This window comes from Rhizobium sp. SL86 (assembly GCF_026672545.1).
Taxonomy (GTDB): domain Bacteria; phylum Pseudomonadota; class Alphaproteobacteria; order Rhizobiales; family Rhizobiaceae; genus Neorhizobium.
Genome location: NZ_JAPPRJ010000009.1, coordinates 63,161 through 89,497, shown reverse-complemented (window position 1 = coordinate 89,497; position 26,337 = coordinate 63,161). Strand labels below are relative to the sequence as shown.

General features: G+C 60.0%; 31 protein-coding genes. 1 reads left to right on the top strand and 30 read right to left on the bottom strand.

Features of this window, described 5'->3' with window-relative positions; genetic code table 11:
- Positions 1 to 102 precede the first annotated feature (102 nt).
- The 25 genes from rplO to rpsL all read right to left on the bottom strand — a co-directional run bounded on the left by rplO (position 103) and on the right by rpsL (position 14,407).
- A complete protein-coding gene (gene rplO / locus OU993_RS23650; RefSeq protein ID WP_268161363.1) occupies positions 103 to 576 on the bottom strand; it encodes a 50S ribosomal protein L15 in 474 nt (157 codons plus the stop codon).
- Positions 577 to 592: 16 nt separating this feature from the next.
- Positions 593 to 790, bottom strand: a complete 198-nt coding sequence (rpmD, locus tag OU993_RS23645; protein WP_268161362.1) for a 50S ribosomal protein L30 — start codon at positions 788 to 790, stop codon at positions 593 to 595.
- 12 nt (positions 791 to 802) lie between these two features.
- On the bottom strand, positions 803 to 1,372 hold the full coding sequence (rpsE, locus tag OU993_RS23640) for a 30S ribosomal protein S5 (RefSeq protein ID WP_165220119.1): 570 nt from the start codon (positions 1,370 to 1,372) through the stop codon (positions 803 to 805).
- 132 nt (positions 1,373 to 1,504) lie between these two features.
- Positions 1,505 to 1,867, bottom strand: coding sequence for a 50S ribosomal protein L18 (gene rplR / locus OU993_RS23635; RefSeq protein ID WP_268161360.1), 363 nt, complete (start codon positions 1,865 to 1,867; stop codon positions 1,505 to 1,507).
- A 12-nt stretch (positions 1,868 to 1,879) separates the two neighbouring features.
- Complete coding sequence (gene rplF / locus OU993_RS23630) at positions 1,880 to 2,413, bottom strand: 50S ribosomal protein L6 (protein ID WP_268161358.1); 534 nt, start codon at positions 2,411 to 2,413, stop codon at positions 1,880 to 1,882.
- A gap of 42 nt (positions 2,414 to 2,455) precedes the next feature.
- Positions 2,456 to 2,854 (bottom strand): 30S ribosomal protein S8, encoded by a 399-nt coding sequence (rpsH, locus tag OU993_RS23625; protein WP_165220125.1) that lies wholly within the window; start codon positions 2,852 to 2,854, stop codon positions 2,456 to 2,458.
- Between the two features lie 12 nt (positions 2,855 to 2,866).
- A complete protein-coding gene (gene rpsN / locus OU993_RS23620) occupies positions 2,867 to 3,172 on the bottom strand; it encodes a 30S ribosomal protein S14 (RefSeq protein ID WP_268161356.1) in 306 nt (101 codons plus the stop codon).
- 32 nt (positions 3,173 to 3,204) lie between these two features.
- On the bottom strand, positions 3,205 to 3,762 hold the full coding sequence (gene rplE, locus OU993_RS23615) for a 50S ribosomal protein L5 (protein ID WP_268161355.1): 558 nt from the start codon (positions 3,760 to 3,762) through the stop codon (positions 3,205 to 3,207).
- Positions 3,755 to 4,063, bottom strand: a complete 309-nt coding sequence (gene rplX / locus OU993_RS23610; protein WP_268161353.1) for a 50S ribosomal protein L24 — start codon at positions 4,061 to 4,063, stop codon at positions 3,755 to 3,757. The genes rplE and rplX overlap by 8 nt, the downstream gene beginning before the upstream one ends.
- A 15-nt stretch (positions 4,064 to 4,078) precedes the next feature.
- On the bottom strand, positions 4,079 to 4,447 hold the full coding sequence (gene rplN, locus OU993_RS23605; RefSeq protein WP_007770138.1) for a 50S ribosomal protein L14: 369 nt from the start codon (positions 4,445 to 4,447) through the stop codon (positions 4,079 to 4,081).
- A gap of 236 nt (positions 4,448 to 4,683) precedes the next feature.
- Positions 4,684 to 4,920 (bottom strand): 30S ribosomal protein S17, encoded by a 237-nt coding sequence (gene rpsQ / locus OU993_RS23600; protein ID WP_210102768.1) that lies wholly within the window; start codon positions 4,918 to 4,920, stop codon positions 4,684 to 4,686.
- A gap of 12 nt (positions 4,921 to 4,932) precedes the next feature.
- The gene (rpmC, locus tag OU993_RS23595) at positions 4,933 to 5,133 is read right to left on the bottom strand and encodes a 50S ribosomal protein L29 (protein WP_268161352.1); all 201 of its coding nucleotides are present in this window, start codon (positions 5,131 to 5,133) and stop codon (positions 4,933 to 4,935) included.
- A 12-nt stretch (positions 5,134 to 5,145) separates the two neighbouring features.
- Complete coding sequence (gene rplP / locus OU993_RS23590) at positions 5,146 to 5,559, bottom strand: 50S ribosomal protein L16 (RefSeq protein WP_268161351.1); 414 nt, start codon at positions 5,557 to 5,559, stop codon at positions 5,146 to 5,148.
- 38 nt (positions 5,560 to 5,597) lie between these two features.
- Positions 5,598 to 6,317: a 30S ribosomal protein S3 gene (gene rpsC / locus OU993_RS23585; RefSeq protein ID WP_165220146.1), complete on the bottom strand. Its 720-nt coding sequence runs from the start codon at positions 6,315 to 6,317 to the stop codon at positions 5,598 to 5,600.
- A complete protein-coding gene (gene rplV / locus OU993_RS23580) occupies positions 6,317 to 6,706 on the bottom strand; it encodes a 50S ribosomal protein L22 (RefSeq protein WP_165220158.1) in 390 nt (129 codons plus the stop codon). Before rplV ends, rpsC begins: the two co-directional genes overlap by 1 nt.
- Positions 6,707 to 6,708: 2 nt before the next feature.
- Entirely contained in the window at positions 6,709 to 6,987 is a 279-nt protein-coding gene (gene rpsS, locus OU993_RS23575; protein ID WP_028735901.1) for a 30S ribosomal protein S19, read from the bottom strand.
- 16 nt (positions 6,988 to 7,003) lie between these two features.
- Complete coding sequence (gene rplB / locus OU993_RS23570; protein WP_268161349.1) at positions 7,004 to 7,840, bottom strand: 50S ribosomal protein L2; 837 nt, start codon at positions 7,838 to 7,840, stop codon at positions 7,004 to 7,006.
- 17 nt (positions 7,841 to 7,857) lie between these two features.
- Positions 7,858 to 8,151 (bottom strand): 50S ribosomal protein L23, encoded by a 294-nt coding sequence (locus tag OU993_RS23565; RefSeq protein WP_165220162.1) that lies wholly within the window; start codon positions 8,149 to 8,151, stop codon positions 7,858 to 7,860.
- Positions 8,148 to 8,768, bottom strand: a complete 621-nt coding sequence (rplD, locus tag OU993_RS23560; RefSeq protein ID WP_268161347.1) for a 50S ribosomal protein L4 — start codon at positions 8,766 to 8,768, stop codon at positions 8,148 to 8,150. Before rplD ends, OU993_RS23565 begins: the two co-directional genes overlap by 4 nt.
- A 15-nt stretch (positions 8,769 to 8,783) precedes the next feature.
- Entirely contained in the window at positions 8,784 to 9,425 is a 642-nt protein-coding gene (gene rplC, locus OU993_RS23555) for a 50S ribosomal protein L3 (protein ID WP_268161346.1), read from the bottom strand.
- Positions 9,426 to 9,461: 36 nt separating this feature from the next.
- Positions 9,462 to 9,770 carry a 30S ribosomal protein S10 gene (gene rpsJ / locus OU993_RS23550; RefSeq protein WP_003547547.1) on the bottom strand — a complete coding sequence of 103 codons (309 nt, stop codon included), beginning with the start codon at positions 9,768 to 9,770 and terminating at the stop codon, positions 9,462 to 9,464.
- A 335-nt stretch (positions 9,771 to 10,105) separates the two neighbouring features.
- The gene (gene tuf, locus OU993_RS23545; RefSeq protein WP_268161334.1) at positions 10,106 to 11,281 is read right to left on the bottom strand and encodes an elongation factor Tu; all 1,176 of its coding nucleotides are present in this window, start codon (positions 11,279 to 11,281) and stop codon (positions 10,106 to 10,108) included.
- A gap of 75 nt (positions 11,282 to 11,356) precedes the next feature.
- Positions 11,357 to 13,456, bottom strand: coding sequence for an elongation factor G (gene fusA / locus OU993_RS23540; RefSeq protein ID WP_268161343.1), 2,100 nt, complete (start codon positions 13,454 to 13,456; stop codon positions 11,357 to 11,359).
- Positions 13,457 to 13,489: 33 nt separating this feature from the next.
- Positions 13,490 to 13,960 (bottom strand): 30S ribosomal protein S7, encoded by a 471-nt coding sequence (gene rpsG, locus OU993_RS23535; RefSeq protein WP_268161342.1) that lies wholly within the window; start codon positions 13,958 to 13,960, stop codon positions 13,490 to 13,492.
- A gap of 75 nt (positions 13,961 to 14,035) precedes the next feature.
- Positions 14,036 to 14,407, bottom strand: coding sequence for a 30S ribosomal protein S12 (gene rpsL / locus OU993_RS23530; RefSeq protein ID WP_003507760.1), 372 nt, complete (start codon positions 14,405 to 14,407; stop codon positions 14,036 to 14,038).
- 647 nt (positions 14,408 to 15,054) lie between these two features.
- Here rpsL and OU993_RS23525 point away from each other — a divergent pair.
- Positions 15,055 to 15,348 (top strand): transcriptional regulator, encoded by a 294-nt coding sequence (locus tag OU993_RS23525; protein ID WP_165220178.1) that lies wholly within the window; start codon positions 15,055 to 15,057, stop codon positions 15,346 to 15,348.
- Positions 15,349 to 15,532: 184 nt separating this feature from the next.
- Here the strand turns inward: OU993_RS23525 and rpoC are convergent, their stop codons facing one another.
- The 5 genes from rpoC to rplA form a co-directional block, all read right to left on the bottom strand.
- Positions 15,533 to 19,747 (bottom strand): DNA-directed RNA polymerase subunit beta', encoded by a 4,215-nt coding sequence (gene rpoC, locus OU993_RS23520; RefSeq protein ID WP_268161341.1) that lies wholly within the window; start codon positions 19,745 to 19,747, stop codon positions 15,533 to 15,535.
- A gap of 186 nt (positions 19,748 to 19,933) precedes the next feature.
- Positions 19,934 to 24,070: a DNA-directed RNA polymerase subunit beta gene (gene rpoB / locus OU993_RS23515; RefSeq protein WP_268161340.1), complete on the bottom strand. Its 4,137-nt coding sequence runs from the start codon at positions 24,068 to 24,070 to the stop codon at positions 19,934 to 19,936.
- Positions 24,071 to 24,327: 257 nt separating this feature from the next.
- Positions 24,328 to 24,705: a 50S ribosomal protein L7/L12 gene (gene rplL, locus OU993_RS23510; RefSeq protein ID WP_268161339.1), complete on the bottom strand. Its 378-nt coding sequence runs from the start codon at positions 24,703 to 24,705 to the stop codon at positions 24,328 to 24,330.
- Between the two features lie 60 nt (positions 24,706 to 24,765).
- Positions 24,766 to 25,284: a 50S ribosomal protein L10 gene (gene rplJ / locus OU993_RS23505; protein WP_143128065.1), complete on the bottom strand. Its 519-nt coding sequence runs from the start codon at positions 25,282 to 25,284 to the stop codon at positions 24,766 to 24,768.
- A gap of 357 nt (positions 25,285 to 25,641) precedes the next feature.
- Positions 25,642 to 26,337 carry a 50S ribosomal protein L1 gene (gene rplA / locus OU993_RS23500; protein ID WP_268161338.1) on the bottom strand — a complete coding sequence of 232 codons (696 nt, stop codon included), beginning with the start codon at positions 26,335 to 26,337 and terminating at the stop codon, positions 25,642 to 25,644.

Below are 26,337 nucleotides of genomic sequence, written 5' to 3'. Positions count from 1 at the left end.
CGAAAGCCCGGTTGATACCGTTGGTGCGGCCCAGGCCCGTGAGGCTCACATATGGGAGCAAAATCGCCCGAAGTGAAGCACTCCGGGCGATTCCATATCAGATTATTCGGCGGCTGCCACTGCGGCGACCTTGATCGAACCACCGGCCTTTTCGATCTTCTCGACGGCGGCCTTGGAGGCGCCGGCAACGTCGATCGAAACCTTGGTCGTCAGTTCGCCGTCGGCCAGAACGCGTACACCGTCCTTCGGGCGACGGATGACGCCGGCAGCCTTGAGGGCTGCTGCATCGATCGTGGCCGAAGCGTCGAGCTTCTTCGCGTCGATCGCGGCCTGGATGCGGCCGAGCGATACGGTGACGAAGTCCGACTTGAAGATGTTGTTGAAGCCGCGCTTCGGCAGGCGACGGTAGATGGGCATCTGACCGCCTTCGAAGCCGTTGATCGCTACGCCGGAACGGGCCTTCTGACCCTTGACGCCGCGACCACCGGTCTTGCCCTTGCCGGAACCGATGCCGCGACCAACGCGGATACGGTCCTTCGTGGAGCCTTCGTTGTCTTTGATTTCGTTCAGTTTCATGATCTTAACTCCCGGCTCACTTCTCGTCGACGACGCGAACGAGATGCTGGACAGACCGGATCATGCCACGAACGGAAGGGGTATCTTCCAGCGTGCGAACCCGGTGCATCTTGTTGAGGCCGAGACCGATCAGCGTCTGACGCTGAACAGCAGGCCGGCGAATGGGGCTACCGATCTGCTCGACCGTCACCGTCTTCTTGGTTTCGTTGGCCATCAGTGTAGCTCCTTATTCTTCCGATGCATTGCCGGAAGCGGCACGGCGAGCCTGCAGCGTGGCGTATTTCAGGCCGCGCTGAGCTGCGATGTCCTTCGGGTGCACCTGGTGCTTCAGGGCGTCGAACGTTGCACGAACCATGTTGTACGGGTTCGAGGAACCGGTCGACTTTGCAACGACGTCATGAACGCCGAGCGTTTCGAAAACGGCGCGCATCGGGCCACCGGCGATGATACCGGTACCGGCCTTGGCCGAACGCAGCAGCACCTTGCCGGCGCCGTGGCGGCCATTGACGTCGTGATGCAGCGTACGGCCGTCGCGCAGCGGTACGAAAATCAGATCGCGCTTGGCAGCTTCGGTCGCCTTGCGGATGGCTTCCGGCACTTCGCGTGCCTTGCCATGGCCGAAGCCGACGCGGCCCTTCTGGTCGCCGACGACGACGAGGGCAGCAAAACCGAAGCGACGGCCACCCTTGACGACCTTAGCAACGCGGTTGATGGCGACCAGCTTGTCAACAAACTCGCTGTCGCGCTCTTCACGGCTCGAGCGATCCTCGCGCGAGCCTCTCTTGTCCTGTGCCATTGTCCTGTTCCTTTTTCTTTTCCGGGTGCGAACGGCAGACTTTGAAAAGCCGGCAGACCCGCCATGGGGCATGCCGGCCGGTGAAGGCGTTTAAACGCCTGAATGCCGGACCGCAAGGCCCGGCATCCGATTTTAGAAGCTCAGACCACCTTCACGGGCAGCGTCGGCAAGAGCCTTGACGCGGCCGTGATAGAGGAAGGCGCCGCGATCAAACACGACTTCCTTCACGCCGGCTGCAGTGGCGCGCTCAGCAACGAGCTTGCCGACAGCAGCAGCGGCTGCAACGTCGGCGCCCGTCTTCAGAGACGAACGCAGACCGGTGTCCAGCGTCGAAGCGGCAGCCAGCGTGCGGCCGGCAACGTCATCGATGATCTGGGCATAGATGTTCTTCGACGAGCGATGAACCGACAGACGCGGGCGGCCATTGGCAACCGCCTTGAGCTGGCGGCGCACACGGCTCGCGCGCTTTGACAGTACTTCTTTCCTGCTAGCCATTTCGCGTCACCCTTACTTCTTCTTGCCTTCCTTGCGGACGATCCGTTCTTCGGCGTACTTGACGCCCTTACCCTTATAGGGCTCCGGACCGCGGTATTCGCGGATTTCCGCGGCAACCTGACCGACCTGCTGCTTGTTGATGCCGGTCACGACGATTTCCGTCGGCTTCGGAACGGCAATGGTGATGCCCTGCGGCGGCTCGTAAACCACATCGTGGCTGAAGCCGAGCGACAGCTGCAGGTTCTTGCCCTGCATGGCGGCGCGATAACCAACGCCGTTGATTTCGAGCTTGCGCTCAAAACCGTCCTTGACGCCCTTGAACAGGTTCTCGATCATCGTGCGGGACATGCCCCACTTTGCGCGAGCATCCTTGGTTTCGTTGGCCGGAACCACCGAAACGGCATTGTTGTCGAAAGAAAGCTTCACTTCGTCATTCGCAACGAAGACCAGCTCGCCCTTCGGGCCCTTGGCAGTCACCTTCTGTCCTTCGACAGAGGCCGTCACACCTGCCGGAACCTGAACGGGCTTTTTACCGATACGAGACATGTTTCAATCCTGTCTGTTCGTTAAGGAGGGCTCTGACCGATCTTAGAAGACCGAGCAGAGAACCTCACCACCAACGTTCTGTTCGCGCGCCTGATGATCGGCCATCACACCCTTCGGAGTCGAAAGGATGGTGATGCCGAGGCCGTTCGCGACCTGCGGAATGGACTTCACCGAGACATAAACTCGGCGGCCCGGCTTGGAGACGCGGCCGATCTCACGGATGACCGAAGCGCCTTCGTAGTACTTCAGTTCGATTTCGAACTCGGACTTGCCGTTGCCGTAATCGACCTGGGAATATCCGCGGATGTAGCCTTCGGCCTGCAGCACGTCGAGAACGCGTGCACGCAGCTTGGAAGCCGGCGTCGAAACCGACGACTTGCGGCGGGCTGCACCATTGCGGATGCGGGTGAGCATATCGCCCAGAGGATCAGTCATGGTCATTGAACCGTCTCCTTACCAGCTGGACTTCACGATACCGGGAACCTTGCCCAGGTTGCCCAGTTCGCGCAGCGCGATACGGGACATCTTGAGCTTGCGATAGAAGGCGCGCGGGCGGCCAGTCACTTCGCAACGGTTACGGATACGGGTCTTGGAACCATCACGCGGCAGCGAAGCCAGCTTCAAGGTAGCCTTGAAGCGGTCTTCGATCGGCAGATCCTGGTTCATGATGATTGCCTTCAGGGCAGCGCGCTTGGCGGCCTGGTTGGCAACCGTCTTGCGGCGGCGCTTGTTCTTTTCGACTGCGCTTGTCTTCGCCATATCGAGTTCCTTTTCTACGCTCGTCGTTACGGTTACGTACGGAACGGGAAGTTGAACTCTTTCAGGAGAGCCCGAGCTTCGTCGTCCGAGTTTGCCGTCGTGCAAACGATGATGTCCATGCCCCACATCTGATCAACCTTGTCGTAGTTGATCTCCGGGAACACGATGTGTTCCTTGATGCCCATGGCGAAGTTGCCACGGCCGTCAAAGCTCTTCGGATTCAGGCCGCGGAAGTCGCGAACGCGCGGAAGCGCGATGTTGACCAGGCGATCCAGGAATTCATACATGCGAGCGCCGCGCAGGGTCACCTTGGCGCCGATCGGCATGCCTTCGCGGACCTTGAAGCCGGCGATGGAGTTGCGAGCGCGCGTGATGACCGGCTTCTGGCCGGCGATGGCGCCGAGATCGGCGGCAGCAACCGTGGGCTTCTTGGAATCGGCAGTTGCCTCACCCACGCCCATGTTGATGACGATCTTGTCGATCTTCGGGATCTGCATCTCGTTGGCGTAGGAGAACTGCTCCTGCATCGCTGCGCGAATGCGGGATACATATTCCGTCTTGAGACGCGGTTCGTACTTTGCCTCAGCCATCGATGACATCTCCCGTACGCTTGGCTACACGGACCTTCTTGCCATCAACGACGGAGAAGCCAACGCGGGTCGGCTTGCCGTCCTTCGCGACGATCGCGATGTTGGACAGATGGATCGGAGCTTCCTTGTTGATGATGCCGGCTTCCTGGTTCTGGGTCTGGCGCTGGTGGCGCTTTACCATGTTCACGCCACGGACAACCGCGCGATCTTCCTTCGGCATCACTTGAATCACTTCACCGGTGCGGCCCTTGTCCTTGCCGGTGAGTACGACGACGTTGTCGCCCTTGCGGATCTTTTGCATCGCTATCCCGCTCCCTTACAGTACTTCCGGAGCCAGCGAGATGATCTTCATGTGGTTCTTGGCGCGAAGTTCGCGCGGAACCGGTCCGAAGATACGGGTGCCGATCGGCTCTTTCTTGTTATCGATGAGGACCGCTGCGTTGTTGTCGAAGCGGATGACGCTGCCGTCGGGACGGCGGATGTCCTTGGCGGTGCGAACAACGACGGCTTTCATCACGTCGCCCTTCTTGACGCGGCCGCGCGGGATAGCTTCCTTGATCGACACAACGATGATGTCGCCGATGGAAGCATACTTACGCTTGGAGCCGCCCAGCACCTTGATGCACATGACACGACGCGCGCCGGAATTATCGGCAACGTCGAGGTTTGTTTGCATCTGAATCATGTCAGGTCGCCTTCTCGTAATGACCGGAACGGTTGGGCCAAAGCCCCCTTTTCCGGCTCATGGACATATTTTTTTCGTGCGCGGGTGGGGTCTTGCCAAGGTGGTTTCCGAAGCCGGACCTTCCCTGCGCTCTCAAAGCAAAAGAACGCCCGCCGTGCGAGCGTTCTGCGCCAATGCGCTGCTTCATACAGATTTCTGCGGCAGACGCAAGGGCCCGCCGCAGTTCTCTGCGTTTTTTAAGCCTGGGCGGAAATGACCGTCCAGCACTTATCCTTGGAAATCGGCGCGCACTCCTGGATGGAGACGACATCGCCGGTCTTATACTGGTTGTTTTCGTCGTGGGCCTTGTACTTCTTGGAACGACGAACGGTCTTCTGGAGCAGCGGGTGAGCGAATCGACGCTCGACCCGCACAACTACCGTCTTGTCGTTCTTGTCGCTGACCACGACGCCCTGCAGAATGCGCTTCGGCATATTGTTCTTCCCTTAGGCCTTTGCTTCTGCCGCCTTCTGGCGGGCAATGGTTTTCACGCGAGCGATGTCCTTGCGAACTTCAGTGACGCGCGAGGACTTCTCAAGCTGACCGGTGGCCTTCTGGAAGCGCAGGTTGAACTGCTCCTTCTTAAGCTCCGCAAGCTTGTCCTTGAGCTGGTCGGCCGACAGGCCGCGTACTTCTTCGGCTTTCATGTGCCTGACCCCTTACTCTGCGATGCGCTGTACAAAGCGCGTCTTAACCGAGAGCTTGGCGGAACCGAGACGCATCGCCTCGCGGGCGATTTCTTCGGATACACCGTCAATCTCGAACATCATGCGGCCGGGCTTGACCTTGCATGCCCAGTATTCCACCGAACCCTTGCCCTTACCCATACGTACTTCGGTCGGCTTTGCCGTGACCGGAGTGTCCGGGAAGACGCGGATCCAAACGCGACCTGCGCGCTTCATGTAGCGGGTGATCGCACGACGTGCTGCCTCGATTTCGCGAGCGTTGACGCGGTTCGGTTCGAGAGCCTTGAGGCCGAATTCACCGAATGCCAGGTCGAAGCCACCCTTGGCCACACCCTTGATACGGCCCTTGAACTGCTTGCGGTACTTGGTACGCTTTGGCTGCAACATTTTCTTACTTCTCCGAGCTTATCTTTCGCCAGCGCAAATCAAGCGTTTTCGCGGCGACGGTCACGGTCGCGGCTAGCCGGACCCTGCGCATCGCCTTCGAGAGCGCGACGTTCGGAAGCCATCGGATCATGCTCAAGGATTTCGCCCTTGAAGATCCAGACCTTGATGCCGCAGATACCGAATGCGGTTTCGGCTTCCGCCGTCCCGTAGTCGATGTCTGCACGCAGCGTGTGAAGCGGCACGCGGCCTTCGCGGTACCATTCGGTACGAGCGATTTCCGCACCGCCGAGACGACCAGCGCAGGTGATCTTGATGCCTTCGGCGCCGAGACGCATGGCCGACTGAACGGCACGCTTCATGGCGCGACGGAACGCCACGCGGCGCTCCAGCTGCTGGGCGATCGACTGAGCAACGAGCGTTGCGTCGACTTCCGGCTTGCGCACTTCAACAATGTTGAGGTGCGTTTCGGCGGACGTCATGTCGGAAAGCTTCTTGCGGAGCTTTTCGATGTCGGCGCCCTTCTTGCCGATGATCAGACCCGGGCGAGCCGAGTGGATCGTAACGCGGCACTTCTTGTGCGGACGCTCGATGACCACCTTGGCGATGCCGGCCTGCTTCAGCTCGGACATCAGGTAAGCGCGGATCTTCAGGTCTTCGTGCAGCAGCTGGCCGTATTCTGCATTGTCTGCGAACCAGCGGCTGTCCCACGTGCGGTTGATGCCGAGGCGGAAGCCAATCGGATTAATTTTCTGACCCATTATGCGGCCTCCCCTTTTTCCTCGACTTCGCGCACGACGATCGTCAGGTGCGCGAACGGCTTTTCGATGCGGGATGCACGGCCACGGCCACGAGCGTGGAAACGCTTCATGGTGATGGACTTGCCAACGTAAGCTTCCGCCACGATCAGGCTGTCGACGTCGAGGTCGTGGTTGTTTTCGGCGTTGGCGATAGCAGACTCGAGAGTCTTCTTCACCTGATCCGAAATGCGCTTGCGGGAGAACTCGAGTTCTGCGAGCGCGCGGTCAACCTTCTTGCCGCGGATCATGGCGGCAACCAGGTTCAGCTTCTGCGGGCTGACGCGGAGCGTGCGGGCAACGGCCTGGGCCTCGTTGTCCTTCAGCCGGCGTTCGGTCTTAGCCTTCGCCATGATTACTTCCTCTTCGCCTTCTTGTCCGCGCCGTGACCGTAATAGGTCCGGGTCGGAGAGAATTCACCAAACTTGTGGCCGACCATGTCTTCGTTGACGCTGACCGGAACATGCTTGCTGCCGTTGTAGACGCCGAAGGTGAGACCGACGAACTGCGGCAGGATCGTGGAGCGGCGGCTCCAGATCTTGATTACTTCACTGCGGCCGCCCTCGCGAACCTTCTCAGCCTTCTTGAGAAGATATCCGTCAACGAACGGGCCTTTCCAAACTGAACGAGCCATACCTGACTTCCTTCTCTTACTTCTTCAGCTGATGGCGCGAGCGCATGATGAACTTGTCGGTCGACTTGTTCGAACGCGTACGCTTGCCCTTGGTCGGCTTACCCCAGGGGGTAACCGGATGACGGCCACCGGAGGTGCGGCCTTCACCACCACCGTGCGGGTGGTCGACAGGGTTCATGACCACGCCGCGAACGTGCGGGCGCTTGCCGCGCCAACGCGAACGACCGGCCTTGCCATCGTTGATGTTGGTGTGTTCCGGGTTGGACACTGCACCGATCGATGCAAGGCACGTGCCGTGCACCAGGCGCTGTTCGCCGGAGTTCAGACGAAGGATCGCCATACCCTGGTCACGACCGACGAGCTGGGCGTATGCACCAGCCGAACGGGCGATCTGACCACCCTTGCCGGGCTTCATTTCCACGTTGTGGATGATGGAGCCGACCGGGATGTACTGCAGCGGCATGGCGTTGCCGGGCTTCACGTCGACAGCCTTGTCAGACGCGATGACCTTGTCGCCGACAGCCAGACGCTGCGGAGCAAGGATGTAGGCCTGTTCGCCGTCAGCGTAGGATACGAGCGCGATGAACGCGGTGCGGTTCGGGTCGTATTCCAGACGCTCGATCGTGCCCTCGACGTCGAACTTGCGACGCTTGAAGTCGATCAGGCGGTAGGTGCGCTTGTGACCGCCGCCACGAAAACGGACGGTGATGCGGCCGAAGTTGTTACGGCCACCCTTGGAGGACAGGCCTTCGGTCAGTGCCTTGACCGGCTTGCCCTTGAAGAGGCCAGAACGGTCGACAATGACCAGCTGACGCTGGCTCGGTGTCGTCGGGTTAAAGGTTTTCAATGCCATTGTACTTCTTCCCTACCTCAGACGCCCGTCGACACGTCGATGGACTGACCTTCAGCAAGCGTGACGATCGCCTTCTTGACGTCCTTCTGCTTGCCGATGAAGCCGCGGAAACGCTTGGTCTTGCCCAGGCGGACGAGCGTGTTGACGGCCTTGACCTTGACGCCGAAGAGAGCTTCCACGGCGGCCTTGATTTCCGGCTTGGACGCGTCCTTGGCGACGTTGAAGACGACCTGGTTCTGCTCAGAAAGCAGCGTCGACTTTTCGGTGATCGCCGGAGAGACGATCACATCATAGTGGCGAAGATCCGTCATTTGAACCGCTCCTCGAGAGCTTCAACCGCAGCCTTGGAAAGCACGAGCTTGCCACGACGCAGGATGTCGTAAACATTGATGCCCTGAACCGGCAGAACGTCGATATTCGGGATGTTCTGTGCAGCGAGCTTGAAGTTGGTGTCGACTTCCGCACCACCAACAACAAGCGCGTTGGTGAGGCCGAGCGTTGCGAGCGTGCCGGCAACAGCCTTGGTCTTTGCGTCGGCTGCAACGAGCTGATCGACGATGATCAGTTCTTCAGCCTTCAGCTTGGCAGACAAAGCGTGACGGAGCGCCAGAGCGCGCACCTTCTTCGGCAGGTCATGCTCGTGGCTGCGGACAACCGGGCCATGAGCCTTACCACCGCCGCGGAACTGCGGAGCGCGAGCCGAATGGTGACGAGCGCGGCCCGTACCCTTCTGCTTGTACATCTTGGAGCCGGTGCGTGCGACTTCGGAGCGGCCCTTGGACTTGTGAGTCCCCTGCTGCTTCTTGGCGAGCTGCCAGCGTACCATGCGAGCCAGGATATCCTGGCGCGGATCGAGGCCGAAGATCTCATCCGAGAGGGAGACCTTGCCTGCGTCCTTACCCTCAAGGGTCGTGACGTTGAATTCCATGTTCTTAAGGCTCCCTTACTTCGCGGCCGACTTGACGGCGTCGCGGACGATGATCCAGGACCCCTTCGAACCGGGAACGGCGCCCTTGACGAGGATCAGACCGCGGTCTTCATCCGTCGAGACGACTTCGAGGTTCTGGGTGGTGACGCGGGTCTGGCCCATGTGGCCAGCCATGCGCTTGCCCTTCCAAACCTTGCCCGGGTCCTGGTTGTTACCGGTCGAACCGTGCGAGCGGTGCGAAACGGACACACCGTGCGTGGCACGCAGACCGCCGAAGTTGTGACGCTTCATGGCGCCGGCAAAACCCTTACCGATGCTCGTGCCCGTCACGTCGACCAGCTGGCCGGCGGAGAAGTGGCTCGGCGTCAACGACGCGCCGACATCAATGAGGTTGTCGGCATCGACGCGAAACTCGACGAGCTTCTGCTTCGGCTCAACCTGGGCAACCGCGAAATGACCGCGCATACCCTTGCTTGTATTCTTGACCTTGGCCTGGCCTGCGCCAAGCTGAACGGCGGTGTAGCCGTTCTTTTCAACGGTGCGCTGCGCGACAACCTGGCAGTTGTCAACGCGCAGAACCGTTACCGGAACATGTTCGCCGGCGTCGTTGTAGACGCGGGTCATGCCGACCTTCTGTGCAATTACACCTGAACGCATCGGTTCAATCCTTCTCACTCAGCCCGAGGGCAGACCTCAGAGCTTGATTTCCACGTCGACGCCGGCGGCGAGATCGAGCTTCATCAGCGCATCTACCGTCTGCGGGGTGGGATCAACGATGTCGAGCAGGCGCTTGTGCGTGCGCATCTCGAACTGCTCGCGGCTCTTCTTATCGATGTGAGGGGACCGGTTTACCGTAAACTTCTCGATGCGAGTCGGAAGCGGAACGGGGCCCCGGACACTTGCTCCGGTGCGCTTCGCCGTCGACACGATCTCGCGCGTAGAAGCATCGAGGATCCGGTGATCGAACGCCTTCAGGCGAATGCGGATATTTTGGCCGTTCATTCGACGTTATCCTTGTTCTGTTTTCTTCCCCGGCACCAAACGACGGCACAGGGGCGTTTCTCTCTCAAAGGCGGACCACCGGTGTCAAAGATCGAGGGGGACACCGGATCCAGCTCCGCTGGTCCGTATCCCCATCCACTCTTCGGGCCAGAAGCCCACCTTTTGGATTGGTCTGCCTGCCTGAATAAATCGAAGCAGGCGGCAAATCGCGCTCGCGCGCCATTTGCTACATTTTTGTGTCACAAGCAAGGGGCTTTACCCCTCAACCCGCGAACTTTTTTTCAAGCCTTGCAAATCCGGGCGAGGAGATCACCCCTCGCCCGGACCTTCAAAGATTACTCGATGATCGAGGCAACGATGCCGGCGCCGACGGTACGGCCGCCTTCGCGGATTGCGAAGCGCAGCTTTTCTTCCATCGCGATCGGAACGATCAGCTCGACGTCAACGGTGACGTTGTCGCCCGGCATAACCATTTCCGTGCCTTCCGGAAGCGTCACGATACCCGTCACGTCCGTCGTGCGGAAGTAGAACTGCGGACGGTAGTTCGTGAAGAACGGCGTATGACGGCCGCCTTCTTCCTTCGTCAGGATGTAGGCTTCAGCCTTGAACTTCTTGTGCGGCTTGACAGTGCCCGGCTTGCAGAGAATCTGGCCACGCTCAACGCCGTCACGGTTCACACCGCGGATCAGAGCACCGATGTTGTCGCCAGCCTGGCCCTGGTCGAGCAGCTTGCGGAACATTTCAACGCCGGTCACGGTCGTCTTGGAGGTGGCGCGGATGCCGACGATTTCGACTTCTTCGCCAACCTTGACGATACCACGCTCAACGCGGCCCGTCACAACCGTACCACGACCCGAGATCGAGAACACGTCTTCGATCGGCATCAGGAACGGCTGGTCGATCGGACGCTCAGGCGTCGGGATGTAGGCGTCAACCTGGGCCATCAGTTCGCGAACTGCGTCTTCGCCGATCGTCTTGTTCGAATCTTCAAGAGCGGCCAGAGCCGAACCCTTGACGACCGGAACATCGTCGCCCGGGAAGTCGTAGGACGACAGAAGTTCGCGCACTTCCAGCTCGACGAGCTCGAGAAGTTCTGCGTCGTCGACCTGGTCGACCTTGTTCAGGAACACGACGAGTGCCGGAACGCCAACCTGGCGGGCGAGCAGGATGTGTTCGCGCGTCTGCGGCATCGGGCCGTCAGCAGCGGAGCAAACCAGGATCGCGCCGTCCATCTGGGCAGCACCGGTGATCATGTTCTTCACGTAGTCGGCGTGGCCGGGGCAGTCAACGTGCGCGTAGTGGCGGTTGGCCGTCTCGTACTCAACGTGCGCCGTCGAGATCGTGATGCCGCGTGCCTTTTCTTCCGGTGCAGCGTCGATCTGGTCATACGCCTTGAATTCACCGAAGAACTTCGTGATCGCTGCCGTCAGAGACGTCTTGCCATGGTCAACGTGGCCAATCGTGCCGATGTTCACATGCGGCTTGGTACGCTCAAACTTGCTCTTTGCCATTTCAGGCTCTCCATCTGTTTCCCCGCGAAGGGCGGAGCTATTCCTAGGTCTTTTTGTAGGTCAGGGTTACCCCGGTCACTTCTGACCGGAGTACTTTGCCTGGATTTCCTGTGCGACGTTCGTCGGAACCGGAGCGTAGTGATCGAAGACCATCGAGTACTGCGCGCGGCCCTGGGACATGGAGCGCAGGTTGTCGACGTACTTGAACATGTTGGCCAGCGGCACGTGGGCGTTGATGACCACGGCGATACCGCGGCTTTCCTGGCCCTGGATCTGACCGCGACGGGAGTTCAGGTCGCCGATCACGTCACCGACGTAATCTTCCGGCGTCACGACTTCGACCTTCATCATCGGCTCGAGAAGCTGGGCACCAGCCTTCTTGGCCGCTTCACGGAAGCAGGCGCGCGATGCGATTTCGAAGGCGAGAACCGACGAGTCAACATCGTGGAAGGCACCGTCAACGAGGGTCGCCTTGACACCCAGCATCGGGAAGCCAGCGAGCGGACCCGACGACAGAACGCTTTCGATACCCTTCTGAACGCCCGGGATGTATTCCTTCGGAACTGCACCACCGACGATCTTGGATTCGAACTTGAAGTCTTCGCCTTCCGGGTTCGGTTCGAAGATGATCTTGACGCGCGCGAACTGACCGGTACCACCGGACTGCTTCTTGTGCGTGTAATCTTCTTCGTGGGCCTTCGTGATGGTTTCACGGTAGGCAACCTGCGGAGCACCGACGGTGGCTTCAACCTTGAACTCGCGACGCATGCGGTCGACGATGATGTCGAGGTGAAGTTCGCCCATGCCGGCAATGATCGTCTGGCCGGATTCCGTGTCGGTCTTGACGCGGAAGGACGGGTCTTCGGCTGCCAGGCGGTTGAGCGCGAGGCCCATCTTTTCCTGGTCGCCCTTGGACTTCGGCTCGATCGCGATCTGGATGACCGGCTCGGGGAATTCCATGCGCTCAAGGATAACCGGCTTCAGGGGATCGCAGAGCGTGTCACCCGTGGTGGTTTCCTTCAGGCCTGCGAGAGCAACGATGTCGCCTGCAAAGGCTTCTTCGATGTCTTCACGGCTGTTGGAGTGCATCTGCAGCATACGGCCGACGCGCTCGCGCTTGTCCTTGACCGTGTTCATGACCGATGCGCCCTTTTCCAGCTTGCCGGAATAGATGCGGGCGAAGGTGAGCGAACCAACGAAGGGGTCGTTCATGATCTTGAACGCCAGCATGGCGAGCGGCTCGCTGTCGTCGGCATGACGCTCGATCTCGGCTTCGGTCTTGAAGTCGATGCCCTTGATCGCCGGAATGTCGAGCGGCGACGGCAGGTAGTCGACAACCGCGTCGAGGAGCGGCTGAACGCCCTTGTTCTTGAAAGCCGTGCCGCAGAACATCGGGTGGAACTTGACGTCGATCGTGCCGCGGCGAACCAGTTCACGGATCTTGTCGTTGTCCGGCATCTCGCCGTTCAGGTAGGCTTCCATCGCGTCTTCGTCGATCTCGACAACCGTCTCGATCAGCTTTTCACGATATTCTTCGGCCTTCGCCTTCATGTCTTCCGGGATTTCGACGACGTCCCACTGGGCGCCGAGCGATTCGTCGCGCCAGACGAGAGCATTCATCTCGATCAGGTCGACAACGCCCTTGAACTCGGTTTCAGCGCCGATCGGCAGCTGCATGACAACAGCCGTTGCGCCGAGACGGGTCTTGATCATCTCAACCGAGCGGTAGAAGTCAGCGCCGGTCTTGTCCATCTTGTTGCAGAAGATCATGCGCGGAACATGATACTTCTCGGCCTGACGCCAGACGGTTTCCGTCTGCGGCTCAACACCAGCGTTGGCGTCGAGCAGAGCAATCGCACCGTCGAGAACACGCAGCGAACGCTCGACTTCGATGGTGAAGTCGACGTGGCCGGGGGTGTCGATGATGTTGAAGCGACGCATCTTGCCGTCGCGACCCTTCCAGAAGGTCGTGGTCGCAGCGGACGTGATGGTGATGCCACGCTCCTGCTCCTGCTCCATCCAGTCCATGGTCGCGGCGCCGTCATGGACTTCGCCGATCTTGTGCGACTTACCGGTGTAGTAGAGGATACGCTCGGTGGTCGTCGTCTTGCCGGCGTCAATGTGCGCCATGATACCGAAATTACGGTAGTCTTCGATTTTATACTCGCGAGCCATAGGACTGCCTTTCGAATTTCGATCGGATCTTAATTACCAACGGTAGTGCGAGAATGCGCGGTTCGCGTCGGCCATCTTGTGGGTGTCTTCGCGCTTCTTGACGGCGCTGCCACGGTTGTTGGCGGCATCCATCAGTTCGCCCGACAGACGGTCGATCATGGTGGTTTCGTTGCGCTTGCGTGCAGCTGCGATCAGCCAGCGAATGGCGAGAGCCTGGCGGCGCTCCGGACGAACATCGACCGGAACCTGGTAGGTAGCACCACCAACGCGGCGCGAACGAACTTCAACGTGCGGAGCGACGTTTTCCAGCGCCTGATGGAAAACCTGCAGCGGCTCCTGCTTGGCCTTGCCCTGGACCGAGTCGAAGGCACCGTAAACGATGCTTTCTGCTACCGACTTCTTGCCGTGCAGCATGATGGCGTTCATGAACTTCGTGACAACCAGATCACCGAACTTCGGATCCGGGTTGATTTCACGCTTCTCTGCTCTGTGACGTCTGGACATATGTTTGTCTCTTTAAATGCGACGAAGGCGCCTTAACACGCGGAGGACCTCGCGCGGCGCCGGGATCTGGGTGAATTACTTCGGACGCTTCGCGCCGTACTTCGAGCGGCGCTGCTTGCGGTTCTTGACACCCTGGGTATCGAGAACACCGCGGATGATGTGGTAACGCACACCCGGCAAGTCCTTTACGCGGCCGCCACGGATCATGACGACGGAGTGTTCCTGCAGGTTGTGACCTTCACCCGGAATGTAGCCAATGACTTCAAAGCCATTGGTCAGACGGATCTTGGCGACCTTACGCAGAGCCGAGTTCGGCTTCTTCGGGGTCGTCGTGTAGACGCGGGTGCAAACGCCGCGCTTCTGCGGGTTTTCCTGCAGTGCAGGCACCTTGTTGCGCTTTACCTGTGCCTGGCGGGGCTTACGGATCAGCTGGTTTACGGTAGGCATATACCCATCCCTTGCAAAATCTTGTCTCAAGACCCTCCACAAGGGAGAGCCACTGTTTCGCCGTCTCCGGCCACGGCACACATTTCAACATGCGCGAAACGTGGCCCAGCCGGATCTTTCCGGTGGACCACATAAAGCAGAGGACGCATCACGTGCGTCATGCGTGCAGCATACCTGTCTTCAACGTGCGTTTTGGACGCTTGTTTGAGGCCAAGAGAGGAACAGGCGTTCCAAACGGGCAAGCCTCACATAGCTTCCGATGCGGGGCGTTTACTGTTTTACCCCGGTCCCGTCAAGGGCCGGCCGCAAAGAAAGTCCCCGAAGCGCCTGCGATACAAGCGCTCTCGAACCAGCCTAGGCCTGTTGCTCGCTGTTTTCGTCACAAGAGATCATTAACCATTGGCACTGGATTGGCAAGTCCGAGCGCCCGCCCTGGCCCGTCCGCGCACGTGCCGGATGTCCCTGTGTCCCGGGCTGAACGTGTGATTCCCCGCCGCATTTCCGTGCAACCCCCGCCCAAGCCAGCGACTTGGCGCGAAATCCCCTCGACCGCATGGGTTTCCATCATCGGCTCTTGGTATAAGTATCCCTGACAGAAGTCGGCTACATCCTGAGTCGGCCCGTTCTCGAACCAGGAGTGAATCGGAATGATCACCTCGCCCGACAATGACAACAACTTCGATTCGCCCATGGTCTTCATCATCATCGGCAAGGGATACGAGACGAAGGACAGCGCCGGCACGGAGCTGCACATCCTTCTGACCGCCCCCGACGACGACACGGCCGTTCGCGAGGCGCTGAACGCACTCTCCGAGGAAGGTTTCATCGAAGCCGATCTCGACCAGATCGGTGTCCTGACCGAGGAACCGGTCGAGGAGCCGCACGCAGCGGCCTATCAGGGCGCCCTGGAGGGCGAAGTCTCGATCATCCGGTTCGGATAAGCTTTCGGCGCAAACGCCGCCCGCCCCCAACCAGCCGCCCCTGTGGTGTCACGCCGTCGGATCTCCCGGCGGCGTTTTCTTTTGTGACGAGCCGCAATGGACAAAGAAAAAAGCGCCCGGATTTCTCCAGGCGCTTTTCTGATGTCGGTTGGATGGCAGGGCGGCAGACCGCCCTCGCCTTTCCTTATTCGGCAGCCGGAACAGTGTCCGAGCCGGCCATGTTCTGCAGCATCGGCGTTGCGCTCGATGCTCCGGTCGACTTGCGGCGCTCGTCGAGGATCATCTCGTCGCGGCCGGTGGCGATGCGGCGGATCTGCGTCATGGTGCCGCCGGTACCAGCCGGGATGAGGCGGCCGACGATGACGTTTTCCTTGAGGCCCTGCAGCGTGTCCATCTTGCCGGCAATTGCCGCTTCCGTGAGAACCTTGGTGGTTTCCTGGAAGGAGGCGGCCGAGATGAAGGACGGCGTCTGCAGCGATGCCTTGGTGATGCCGAGCAGAACCGGCTCGCCGAAGGCCGGCTTCTTGCCTTCCTCGATGAGACGCTCGTTGGCATCGTCCAGTTCGATGCGGTCGACATTGTCGCCCACGATGTACTGGCTGTCGCCCGAGTCGGTGATCTCGACCTTCTGCAGCATCTGGCGAACGATCACCTCGATGTGCTTGTCGTTGATCACAACGCCCTGCAGTCGGTAGACTTCCTGGATTTCGTTCACGAGGTAGGAAGCAAGTGCCTCCACGCCCTTGATCGCCAGAATGTCGTGCGGCGCCGGGTTACCGTCGAGGATGTAGTCACCCTTTTCGATATAGTCGCCGTCCTGAAGGTGGAAGGGCTTGCCCTTCGGGATCAGGTACTCGACCGGCTCGACACCGTCTTCCGCCGGCTCGATCATCACGCGACGCTTGTTCTTGTAGTCGCGGCCCATGCGAACCGTACCATCGATCTCTGCGATGATGGCGTGGTCCTTCGGACGGCGAGCTTCGAACAGTTCGGCAACGCGCGGCAGACCACCGGTAATGTCCTTGGTCTTGGCGCTTTCCATCGGAACACGCGCAAGGACGTCACCCTGGCTGACCTTGTTGCCCGGCTCGACCGACAGGATCGCGTCGACGGAGAGCATGAAGCGGGCTTCGCCACCACGGGCGAGCTTCATGATCGAACCGCTGGCGTCCTTGATGACGATCGCCGGCTTCAGGTCGTTGCCACGCGGGGTCGAACGCCAGTCGATAACCTGACGCTTCGTGATACCGGTGGATTCGTCGGTCGATTCCAGAACCGAGACGGAGTCCACGACATCTTCGAATTCGACCGTACCCGCCACTTCGGTGAGCATCGGGCGGGTGTAGGGATCCCACTCCGCCAGACGCTGACCGCGCTTGACCTTGTCGCCATCGTCGACGAACAGCTTCGAACCGTAGGCGACGCGCTGCGAGGAACGCTCGACGCCACGCTCATCGAGGATCGTGACGGCCATGTTGCGGCCCATGGCCACAAGATTGCCTTCCGAATTGCGAAGCGCGTTACGGTTCTTGATCTGGATCGTACCCTCGTAAGAGGCTTCCAGGAACGACTGGTCGACCACGTTTGCCGTACCACCAAGGTGGAACGTACGCATGGTGAGCTGCGTGCCCGGCTCGCCGATCGACTGAGCCGCGATGACGCCGACGGCCTCGCCCATGTTGACGGGCGTACCACGCGCCAGGTCGCGACCGTAGCAGACCGAGCAGACGCCCGTCTGGACTTCGCAGGTCAGCGCCGAACGGATGCGGATCGACTGGATACCGGCCTTCTCGATCTCGACCACATGCGGCTCGAGGATCATCTGACCGGCATCGACGATACGCTCGCCGGTGACCGGATGATCGATATCGTCGAGCGCGGTGCGGCCAAGAACACGCGCACCGATGGAGGCGACGACCTGACCGGCGTCAACGATCGCCGTCATGGTCAGGCCCTTGTCGGTGCCGCAATCGACCATGTTGACGATGCAGTCCTGTGCCACGTCGACGAGACGACGGGTCAGGTAACCGGAGTTCGCAGTCTTCAGAGCCGTGTCGGCCAGACCCTTACGGGCACCGTGGGTCGAGTTGAAGTACTCGTTAACGGTGAGGCCTTCCTTGAAGTTCGAGATGATCGGCGTCTCGATGATTTCACCCGACGGCTTCGCCATCAGGCCGCGCATGCCGCCCAGCTGGCGCATCTGGTTCGGAGAACCGCGGGCACCCGAGTGGGACATCATGTAGATCGCATTCATCGGCTTCTGGCGACCGGTCTCGGCGTCGAATTCGACGGCCTTAATACGGGCCATCATGTCTTCGGCGACCTTTTCGGTGGCCTTGCCCCAGGCGTCAACGACCTTGTTGTACTTTTCGCCCTGAGTGATCAGGCCGTCATTGTACTGCTGTTCGTATTCCTTCACCAGGCTTTCGGTCTCGCCGACGATCTTCGCCTTGGTTTCCGGAATGATCATGTCGTCCTTGCCGAACGAGATGCCGGCGCGGCAGGCATGGGTGAAGCCGAGCTGCATGATGCGGTCGCAGAAGATGACCGTGTCCTTCTGGCCGCAATGACGGTAGACCGTGTCGATCATCTTGGAGATGTTCTTCTTGGTCATTTCCTGGTTGCAGATGTCGAAGGGCACCTTGCCGTTCTTCGGCAGGAGCTCGCCGATGATCATGCGGCCGGGCGTCGTTTCATAGATCTTCGAATAGGGCTTGCCCTCTTCGTCGACCGACTTAAAGCGACCGCGGATCTTGGCGTGCAGCGTCACGACCTTGTTTTCGAGCGCATGGTGCAGTTCGCCCATGTCGGAGAAGGCCATGCCTTCGCCCGGCTCGTTCTGGTTCATGATCGACAGATAGTAGAGACCGAGAACCATGTCCTGCGACGGAACGATGATCGGCGCGCCGTTGGCCGGGTGCAGGATGTTGTTGGTCGACATCATCAGCACGCGGGCTTCCAGCTGGGCTTCCAGCGAGAGCGGCACGTGAACAGCCATCTGGTCACCGTCGAAGTCGGCGTTGAAGGCCGTGCAGACGAGCGGGTGCAGCTGGATGGCCTTGCCTTCGACCAGGATCGGTTCGAAGGCCTGGATCCCCAGGCGGTGCAGCGTCGGTGCGCGGTTCAAGAGAACCGGATGCTCGCGGATGACCTCGTCGAGGATATCCCAGACTTCCGGCTTTTCCTTTTCAACCAGCTTCTTGGCCTGCTTGACGGTCGAGGAGTAACCCTTGGCGTCGAGGCGGGCGTAGATGAACGGCTTGAACAGTTCGAGCGCCATCTTCTTCGGCAGGCCGCACTGGTGCAGCTTCAGTTCCGGACCGGTCACGATGACCGAACGGCCGGAATAGTCGACGCGCTTGCCGAGCAGGTTCTGGCGGAAACGGCCCTGCTTGCCCTTCAGCATGTCGGAGAGCGACTTCAGCGGACGCTTGTTGGCGCCCGTGATGACGCGGCCACGGCGGCCGTTGTCGAACAGCGCGTCCACAGATTCCTGCAGCATGCGCTTTTCGTTGCGGATGATGATGCCCGGCGCGCGCAATTCGATCAGGCGCTTCAGACGGTTGTTACGGTTGATGACGCGGCGGTAGAGATCGTTGAGGTCCGACGTCGCGAAACGGCCGCCATCGAGCGGAACCAGCGGGCGCAGGTCCGGCGGGATGACCGGAACGACCTTCATGATCATCCATTCCGGGCGGTTACCGGATTCGATGAAGTTTTCAACGATCTTCAGGCGCTTCATCAGCTTCTTCTGCTTCAGATCCGACGTGGTGTCGGCGAGATCCGAGCGCAGATCGCCTGCGAGCTTTTCGAGGTTCATCGAAGCCAGCATTTCATAGATGGCTTCGGCGCCGATCATGGCGCTGAACTGGTCTTCACCATATTCGTCGATCGCCAGCATGTACTCCTCTTCGGAGAGCAGCTGGTGTTCCTTGAGCGCGGTCAGGCCCGGTTCGGTGACGATATAGTTTTCGAAGTAGAGAACCCGCTCGACATCCTTCAGCGTCATGTCGAGAAGCGTTGCGATACGCGAGGGAAGCGACTTCAGGAACCAGATATGGGCAACCGGAGCGGCAAGCTCGATATGGCCCATACGCTCACGGCGAACGCGCGAGAGCGTGACTTCCACGCCGCACTTTTCGCAGATGATGCCCTTGTACTTCATGCGCTTGTACTTGCCGCACAGGCATTCGTAGTCCTTGATGGGCCCGAAGATGCGCGCGCAGAACAGGCCGTCGCGTTCCGGCTTGAACGTACGGTAGTTGATGGTCTCCGGCTTTTTGATTTCGCCGTAGGACCAGGAGAGAATCTTCTCAGGGGACGCGATCGAGATACGGATCGAGTCGAACTGCTGCGCAGGCACCTGCGGGTTGAAAAGATTCATGACCTCTTGGTTCATGCCTATCTCCTTATGGGGCGATCAGCCCTCAGCTTGCAGATGGTCCGGCCCTATTGATCCCGGGAGGCCGGCCACTGCCTAAAACGGTCATAGCCGCGAAATGCGGCGAAATTCCCCTGCCCGATGAATGGTTTCCAGCGGGTGGGGCAGCGCGCGCCGTCAAGGCGCGCGCTCCAGTCGTTTTGCTTACTCGGCTGCGTCCGGCAGCGAACCAGCGTCGGACGGATCGATCTTCGAGTTCTCGAGTTCGACGGAAAGGCCCAGCGAGCGCATTTCCTTGACGAGAACGTTGAAGCTTTCCGGAATACCGGCCTCGAAGGTGTCGTCGCCGCGGACGATCGCTTCGTAGACCTTGGTACGGCCAGCCACGTCGTCCGACTTCACCGTCAGCATTTCCTGCAGGGTGTAGGCGGCGCCGTAGGCTTCGAGTGCCCAGACTTCCATTTCCCCGAAGCGCTGACCGCCGAACTGCGCCTTACCACCCAGCGGCTGCTGCGTGACGAGCGAGTAAGGACCGATCGAACGGGCGTGGATCTTGTCGTCGACCAGGTGGTTCAGCTTGATCATGTACATGTAGCCGACCGTGACCTTGCGGTCGAAGGGCTCGCCGGTACGACCGTCATAAAGCACGGACTGACCGGATTCATGCAGACCAGCCTTCTTCAGCATGGCAGCGACGTCGGGCTCATGGGCACCGTCGAAGACCGGCGTTGCGATGGATACGCCACGCTTTGCTTCTTCGGCGAGCTTCACCAGCGATTCGTCGTCGAAACGGGCGACTTCGTCGTGCGATTCCGACGCATAGATCTCCGTCAGCTCGCTGCGCAGCTCGCTGATGTCCATGGTCTTGCGATACTCTTCGAGCATCTCGCCGATCTTCTTGCCCATGCCGGCGCAAGCCCAGGCCAGATGCGTCTCGAGGATCTGACCGACGTTCATGCGCGACGGAACGCCAAGCGGGTTCAAGCAGATGTCGACATGGGTTCCGTCTTCGAGGAACGGCATGTCTTCGACCGGCACGATACGCGAGACGACACCCTTGTTGCCGTGACGGCCGGCCATCTTGTCGCCCGGCTGGATCTTGCGCTTCACAGCGACGAAGACCTTGACCATCTTCATGACGCCCGGAGGCATTTCGTCGCCACGCTGGACCTTTTCGACCTTGTCCATGAAGCGCTGTTCAAGGCGCGACTTGGATTCGTCGTACTGGCCACGCAGGGCTTCGATCTCGGCCTGGACCTTCTCGTCCTCGACGGCGAACATCCACCACTGCGAACGCGGGTATTCGGAAATGACCGCGTTGTTCAGCTCGACGCCCTTCTTGAAGCCCTTCGGGCCGGCAACCGAGACCTGACCGCGCAGCATGTCGAGCAGACGGCCGTAGACGTTACGGTCGAGGATCGCCTGTTCGTCGTCACGGTCCTTGGCGAGGCGTTCGATTTCCTCGCGTTCGATCGCCATCGCACGTTCGTCCTTCTCCACGCCATGGCGGTTGAAGACGCGAACTTCGACGACGGTGCCGAAGGTGCCGGGCGGCATGCGCATGGAGGTGTCGCGGACGTCGGAGGCCTTTTCACCGAAGATGGCGCGCAGGAGCTTTTCTTCCGGCGTCATCGGGCTTTCGCCCTTCGGAGTGATCTTGCCGACCAGGATATCGCCCGGCTGCACTTCCGCACCGATGTACACGATACCGGCTTCGTCGAGGTTCTTCAGCGCTTCTTCCGAAACGTTCGGAATGTCGCGGGTGATTTCTTCCGGACCAAGCTTCGTGTCGCGCGCCATCACTTCGAATTCCTCGATGTGGATGGAGGTGAACACGTCGTCGGAAACGATACGCTCCGACATCAGGATCGAGTCTTCGTAGTTGTAGCCGTTCCAGGGCATGAAGGCGACGAGCGCGTTGCGGCCGAGCGCCAGATCGCCGAGGTCCGTCGACGGACCGTCTGCGATGATGTCACCCTTGGCAATCACGTCACCGACATTCACCAGCGGGCGCTGGTTGATGCAGGTGTTCTGGTTCGAACGCTGGAACTTCTGCAGGCGGTAGATGTCAACGCCGGACTTACCGGCATCGAGATCTTCCGTCGCACGGATAACGATACGCGTCGCGTCGACCTGGTCGACCACACCGCCACGACGGGCAGCGATGGCAGCACCGGAGTCGCGGGCCACGACCGGTTCCATGCCGGTTCCGACGAACGGAGCCTCGGCACGCACCAGCGGCACGGCCTGACGCTGCATGTTCGAGCCCATGAGCGCGCGGTTGGCGTCGTCGTTTTCCAGGAACGGAATGAGAGCGGCGGCAACGGACACGAGCTGCTTCGGCGAGACGTCCATCAGGTTGATGTTGTCGCGCGGTGCGAGCATGACTTCGCCCGAATGACGGCAGACGACGAATTCGTCCGCGAAGGACCCATCGCTGTTCAACGCGGCATTCGCCTGTGCAACGTAATACTTCGCCTCTTCCATGGCGGAGAGGTAGATCACGTCGTTGGTCACCTTGCCGTCGATGATCTTGCGGTACGGGCTTTCGATGAAGCCGTACTTGTTGACGCGGGCAAAGGTGGCAAGCGAGTTGATCAGACCGATGTTCGGGCCTTCCGGCGTCTCGATCGGGCAGATACGGCCGTAATGGGTCGGGTGAACGTCGCGGACTTCGAAGCCGGCGCGCTCGCGGGTCAGACCACCCGGGCCAAGAGCCGAAAGACGGCGCTTGTGGGTGATTTCCGACAGCGGGTTCACCTGGTCCATGAACTGCGACAGCTGCGAGGAGCCGAAGAATTCGCGAACGGCAGCGGCTGCCGGCTTCGCGTTGATCAGGTCCTGCGGCATCACGGTATCGATTTCGATCGAGGACATACGTTCCTTGATCGCACGCTCCATGCGCAAGAGACCCAGACGGTACTGGTTCTCCATCAGCTCGCCGACAGAACGAACGCGGCGGTTGCCGAGGTTGTCGATGTCGTCGATTTCGCCCTTGCCGTCGCGCAGGTCGACCAGCATCTTGACGACAGCCAGGATGTCTTCCTTGCGCAGCGTGCGCACGGTGTCCGGGCAATCGAGATCAAGGCGCATGTTCATCTTGACGCGGCCAACGGCGGAGAGGTCGTAACGCTCCGCATCGAAGAACAGCGAGTTGAACATGGCTTCCGCGGATTCCATGGTCGGCGGTTCACCCGGACGCATGACACGATAGATATCGAACAGCGCGTCCTGGCGGTTTTCGTTCTTGTCCGCAGCAAGCGTGTTGCGGATGTAGGCGCCGACATTGATATGGTCGATGCCGAGAACCGGGATTTCGTCGAAACCGGTTTCCAGGATCTTCGGAAGGTTCTTCTCGTCGATCTCCTCGCCGGCTTCCATGTAGATTTCGCCGGTTGCCATGTTGACGAGGTCTTCGGCCAGGAAGTTGCCGTAGAGATCGTCGTTGGTGGCCTTCAGAGCCTTCAGGCCCTTGTCGGAGAGCTGACGCAGCAGACGCGGGGTCAGCTTCTTGCCGGATTCGACAACCACTTCGCCGGTATCGGCGTCGATCATGTCGGAGAGCGTCTTGGCACCCTTCAGCGCTTCCGGCTGGAAGGGAATACGCCAGCCGTCGCCGGACCGCTCGTAGGTGGCCTTCGTGTAGAAGGTCGACAGGATGTCCTCGCCATCCATGCCGAGCGCCATCAGAAGTGAGGTCACGGGGATCTTGCGGCGGCGGTCGATACGGGCGTAGACGATGTCCTTGGCGTCGAACTCGATGTCGAGCCAGGAACCGCGATACGGAATCACGCGGGCGGCAAACAGCAGCTTGCCCGACGAATGGCTCTTGCCCTTGTCGTGGTCGAAGAACACGCCCGGCGAGCGGTGCATCTGGGACACGATGACGCGTTCGGTGCCGTTCACGATGAACGTCCCGTTGTCGGTCATCAGCGGCATGTCGCCCATATAGACGGACTGTTCCTTGATGTCCTTGATGGACTTCGAGCCGGTATCCTCATCGATATCGAATACGATGAGGCGCAGCGTCACCTTCAGCGGAGCCGCATAGGTGAGATCGCGCTGGCGGCACTCTTCCACGTCGAACTTCGGCGGTTCGAACTCGTAGGACACGAATTCCAGCATGGAGGCGCCGGAAAAATCGGTGATGGGGAACACCGACTTGAAAACGGTATTCAGCCCCTCATCGGGGCGACCGCCTTCCGGCTCCTCGACCATGAGGAACTGATCATAGGATGCCTTCTGAACCTCGATGAGGTTCGGCATTTCGGTAACTTCGGGGATCTTTCCGAAAAACTTGCGTACGCGCCTGCGACCGTTGAACGAAAGGGTCTGAGCCATCGTCGCTCCTTCAAAAATTGCATCCGGGCCTGCAACGGACGGGGCACGCTGGCCAGTCGACCCCGTCTATCATGGGTTTTGTTCAATCTCGTTCCGTCACTCGGTCCGCCGGCCGGATTGCCGTGCATCACGAAGCGAAACCATCCTCTTGAAGAACCCATTACCCAAAAGCCGTTTCACCGGCTTTTGGGTAATCAGGTCCAGAGAAATGAACAATGGAAGAGGGCAAAAGTGCCCTCTTCCACCGCATTTCGATATTACTTAACGTCGACCTTAGCGCCGGCGTCTTCGAGCTTCTTCTTGATGTCAGCAGCTTCGCCCTTGGAGACGGCTTCCTTGACAGCCTTCGGAGCGCCTTCGACGAGGTCCTTGGCTTCCTTGAGGCCCAGGCCGGTGATGGCGCGGACTTCCTTGATGACGTTGATCTTGTTGGCGCCGGCATCCGTCAGGATGACGTCGAACTCGGTCTTTTCTTCTTCAACAGCAGCCGGAGCAGCAGCGCCGCCAGCAGCAGCAACGGCTACCGGAGCAGCAGCGGAAACGCCCCACTTCTCTTCGAGCAGCTTGGAAAGCTCAGCAGCTTCCAGAACGGTCAGCGAGGAGAGGTCTTCTACGATCTTAGCGAGATCAGCCATTTTGATAGTTCCTTGTATGTTCGGTTCGAACTGGTTGGTTTGTTACAGCGAAAAACCGCCTCAAGCGGCTTCGTCCTTCTTTGCGTAGGCCGCAAAAACGCGGGCGAGCTGAGCTGCCGGTGCCTGAACGACGCCTGCGATGCGGGTTGCCGGGGTCTGAATCATACCCAGCAGCTTTGCACGCAGTTCGTCCAGCGAAGGCAGGGTCGCAAGCGACTTGACGCCTTCCGCGTTAAGCGTGGTCGAGCCCATGGCGCCACCCAGAACAACGAGCTTGTCGTTGGTCTTGGCGAAATCCATGACGACCTTGGGAGCCGTGATCGGGTCGGCGCTGTATGCAATCAGCGTCTGGCCCTTGAAGAGATCGATCATCCCTTCCGACTCCGTGCCCTGAAGAGCGATCTTGGCCAGACGGTTCTTCGCGACTTTGACGGTGCCGCCAGCCGCGCGCATCTTCGAACGGAAGTCGTTCATCTGCGCAACGGTGACACCAGCATAGTGGGCCACGACAACCGAACCAGAAGCCTTGAAGACTTCGTTCAGCTCCGTGACGAATTCGCGTTTTTCCGCTCTTTCCACTGTCTGTCTCCAGTTGACAGGACCGATCGAAGGATCGGGACCTGCCGGGTTGCCTTTGCCCCAAGGGATCTCATTTTCAAGATCCCGAGCGGCGCTCGAGGATCCTGTCCCCCCGCACTTGAGCCCGAAGGCTCATGGCACAAGGCACATCAGGTTCGAACCGGAACCCTCAGGGGCGCATCACGCGCGCCTGTTGAAAATCCAGGTCTTACCCGTCTCATGCAGGTCATACGATTAAGGTCGAAACCACCCACAATCTCGGACAGGAGTATCCGGGTTTCCCCGGATCTTTCCGGGCCCGAAGGCCCGGAAATTCTTGCTCATACGACAAGGCCCGAAAGCCTTGCCGCGAAAAACTTAAGCGAGGACCGTCGACGGCTCGACGCGCACGCCCGGACCCATGGTCGAGGACAGCGCAACGCGCTTGACGTAGTTGCCCTTGGCGCCAGCCGGCTTTGCCTTCAGAACAGCATCGGCGAATGCCTTGATGTTCTCTTCCAGAGCCTTGGCTTCGAACGAGGCCTTGCCGATACCGGCATGGATGATACCAGCCTTTTCGACGCGGAACTCGACGGCGCCGCCCTTGGAGGCCTTTACCGCACCGGCAACATCCATGGTGACCGTGCCGACCTTCGGGTTCGGCATCATGCCACGCGGGCCGAGAACCTTACCGAGACGACCGACGAGCGGCATCATGTCCGGGGTCGCGATGCAGCGATCGAAGTCGATCTTGCCGCCCTGGACGATTTCGACGAGGTCTTCGGCGCCAACGACGTCTGCACCGGCAGCCTTGGCTTCGTCAGCCTTGGCGCCACGTGCGAAGACGGCGACGCGAACGTCGCGGCCGGTGCCGTTCGGCAGGTTGACAACGCCGCGAACCATCTGGTCGGCATGACGCGGGTCAACGCCGAGGTTCATGGCGATTTCGATGGTTTCGTCGAACTTCGCGGTTGCGCGGTCCTTGACGAGCGAGATGGCGTCGGAAAGAGCAACCAGCTTCGTCGGATCAATGCCTTCGCGGGTCTTCTGAATACGCTTTGCAAGCTTTGCCAT

Coding starts and splice junctions, on each gene's coding strand:
- rplF (WP_268161358.1), bottom strand. CDS start 2,413: ATGTCTCGTATCGGTAAAAAGCCCGTTCAGGTTCCGGCAGGTGTGACG.
- rplV (WP_165220158.1), bottom strand. CDS start 6,706: ATGGCGAAGGCTAAGACCGAACGCCGGCTGAAGGACAACGAGGCCCAG.
- rpsQ (WP_210102768.1), bottom strand. CDS start 4,920: ATGCCGAAGCGCATTCTGCAGGGCGTCGTGGTCAGCGACAAGAACGAC.
- rplN (WP_007770138.1), bottom strand. CDS start 4,447: ATGATTCAGATGCAAACAAACCTCGACGTTGCCGATAATTCCGGCGCG.
- rplR (WP_268161360.1), bottom strand. CDS start 1,867: ATGGCTAGCAGGAAAGAAGTACTGTCAAAGCGCGCGAGCCGTGTGCGC.
- rpsH (WP_165220125.1), bottom strand. CDS start 2,854: ATGACCATGACTGATCCTCTGGGCGATATGCTCACCCGCATCCGCAAT.
- OU993_RS23525 (WP_165220178.1), top strand. CDS start 15,055: ATGATCACCTCGCCCGACAATGACAACAACTTCGATTCGCCCATGGTC.
- rpsL (WP_003507760.1), bottom strand. CDS start 14,407: ATGCCTACCGTAAACCAGCTGATCCGTAAGCCCCGCCAGGCACAGGTA.
- rpoB (WP_268161340.1), bottom strand. CDS start 24,070: ATGGCTCAGACCCTTTCGTTCAACGGTCGCAGGCGCGTACGCAAGTTT.
- rplP (WP_268161351.1), bottom strand. CDS start 5,559: ATGTTGCAGCCAAAGCGTACCAAGTACCGCAAGCAGTTCAAGGGCCGT.
- rpmC (WP_268161352.1), bottom strand. CDS start 5,133: ATGAAAGCCGAAGAAGTACGCGGCCTGTCGGCCGACCAGCTCAAGGAC.
- OU993_RS23565 (WP_165220162.1), bottom strand. CDS start 8,151: ATGACGGATCTTCGCCACTATGATGTGATCGTCTCTCCGGCGATCACC.
- rplE (WP_268161355.1), bottom strand. CDS start 3,762: ATGGCTGAGGCAAAGTACGAACCGCGTCTCAAGACGGAATATGTATCC.
- rplD (WP_268161347.1), bottom strand. CDS start 8,768: ATGGAATTCAACGTCACGACCCTTGAGGGTAAGGACGCAGGCAAGGTC.
- rpoC (WP_268161341.1), bottom strand. CDS start 19,747: ATGAACCAAGAGGTCATGAATCTTTTCAACCCGCAGGTGCCTGCGCAG.
- rpsG (WP_268161342.1), bottom strand. CDS start 13,960: ATGTCCAGACGTCACAGAGCAGAGAAGCGTGAAATCAACCCGGATCCG.
- rpmD (WP_268161362.1), bottom strand. CDS start 790: ATGGCCAACGAAACCAAGAAGACGGTGACGGTCGAGCAGATCGGTAGC.
- rplL (WP_268161339.1), bottom strand. CDS start 24,705: ATGGCTGATCTCGCTAAGATCGTAGAAGACCTCTCCTCGCTGACCGTT.
- rpsC (WP_165220146.1), bottom strand. CDS start 6,317: ATGGGTCAGAAAATTAATCCGATTGGCTTCCGCCTCGGCATCAACCGC.
- rpsJ (WP_003547547.1), bottom strand. CDS start 9,770: ATGAACGGCCAAAATATCCGCATTCGCCTGAAGGCGTTCGATCACCGG.
- rpsS (WP_028735901.1), bottom strand. CDS start 6,987: ATGGCTCGTTCAGTTTGGAAAGGCCCGTTCGTTGACGGATATCTTCTC.
- fusA (WP_268161343.1), bottom strand. CDS start 13,456: ATGGCTCGCGAGTATAAAATCGAAGACTACCGTAATTTCGGTATCATG.
- tuf (WP_268161334.1), bottom strand. CDS start 11,281: ATGGCAAAGAGCAAGTTTGAGCGTACCAAGCCGCATGTGAACATCGGC.
- rplC (WP_268161346.1), bottom strand. CDS start 9,425: ATGCGTTCAGGTGTAATTGCACAGAAGGTCGGCATGACCCGCGTCTAC.
- rplB (WP_268161349.1), bottom strand. CDS start 7,840: ATGGCATTGAAAACCTTTAACCCGACGACACCGAGCCAGCGTCAGCTG.
- rplX (WP_268161353.1), bottom strand. CDS start 4,063: ATGCAAAAGATCCGCAAGGGCGACAACGTCGTCGTACTCACCGGCAAG.
- rplO (WP_268161363.1), bottom strand. CDS start 576: ATGAAACTGAACGAAATCAAAGACAACGAAGGCTCCACGAAGGACCGT.
- rplA (WP_268161338.1), bottom strand. CDS start 26,337: ATGGCAAAGCTTGCAAAGCGTATTCAGAAGACCCGCGAAGGCATTGAT.
- rpsE (WP_165220119.1), bottom strand. CDS start 1,372: ATGGCACAGGACAAGAGAGGCTCGCGCGAGGATCGCTCGAGCCGTGAA.
- rpsN (WP_268161356.1), bottom strand. CDS start 3,172: ATGGCGAAGACAAGCGCAGTCGAAAAGAACAAGCGCCGCCGCAAGACG.